The 424-nt window shown below is 68.6% G+C and carries 1 protein-coding gene; it reads left to right on the plus strand.

Annotated features, from left to right (window positions below):
• Nucleotides 1–266: 266 nt before the first annotated feature.
• On the plus strand, nt 267–424 hold a 158-nt coding region (locus J1M86_RS25975; protein ID WP_206511932.1), incomplete at its 3' end, for a PIG-L family deacetylase.

Here is a 424-nt window from a genome sequence, read left to right on the forward strand (position 1 = left end):
GTCCGGTCCCGTAGCGCTGTGCGAGCGCCCGCTGGGTCGCGGAGGTGCCAGGGGCAGTGGCGCCCGTCTCCGGCCGGGAGGTAGGCCGGGGCGTCGCAGAACTCATGGCGACCACTGTACCCAGCGCGCGTGTGTGGTTTCTGGGAGGCCGGTCGCCGTGCGGTGCGCGGCAGCCGTGATGGGCACGACAGCTCCGGCAGCACGCGCGGCGTAAGATACCGGGGATTGCATTTTTCCCGCGATGACGTCTTGGAGGCATCCGTTCGGTGACGGATTATTCACAGCTTCGATTGTTGGCCATCCACGCCCACCCGGACGACGAGTCCAGCAAGGGTGCCGCGACCATGGCACATTACGCCCAGCTGGGCGCGCGCGTCATGGTGGCCACGTGCACCGGTGGCGAGCGCGGCTCGATCCTCAACGC

Source organism: Rhodococcus sp. KRD197 (genome assembly GCF_017168235.1).
In the GTDB taxonomy this organism is placed as follows: domain Bacteria; phylum Actinomycetota; class Actinomycetes; order Mycobacteriales; family Mycobacteriaceae; genus Rhodococcoides.